We start from the raw sequence: 372 nt of genomic DNA, 5'->3' as shown, positions 1-372 counted from the left end.
GGATTGAAGCAATGCTTTGCAGTGTCCTAGAAGAAGGAGATAAAGTTCTCATCCCTTCTTTTGGACGATTTGGCGGTTTATTAACTGAAATTGCAGAGCGCTGCGGGGCGGAAATTCATGCTATTTATTGTGACTGGGGAAGTGTGTTTGACCCAGAGGAGATAATCTCTGAGATTAAAAAGGTACGTCCAAAAGTGGTAGCAATGGTTCATGGCGACACATCTACGGGAAGAATGCAGCCTTTAGAGGAAATAGGCCTTGCTTGTCGCGAATTGGATGTATTGCTTATTGTTGATGCTGTTGCAACAGTGGCTGGAACAGAAGTGAAAACGGATGAATGGAAAATTGATGGATTGATTACAGGTACACAGA

1 protein-coding gene is annotated in these 372 nt (G+C 43.3%); it reads left to right on the top strand.

From position 1 onward, the window contains the following. Positions 1-372: aminotransferase class V-fold PLP-dependent enzyme (locus tag KH400_RS22350; RefSeq protein WP_217228387.1), on the top strand; the 372-nt coding region annotated here is incomplete at both ends.

Source organism: Desertibacillus haloalkaliphilus (assembly GCF_019039105.1).
In the GTDB taxonomy this organism is placed as follows: Bacteria; Bacillota; Bacilli; order Bacillales; family KJ1-10-99; genus Desertibacillus; species Desertibacillus haloalkaliphilus.
This window is presented reverse-complemented; position numbering and strand designations above follow the sequence as displayed.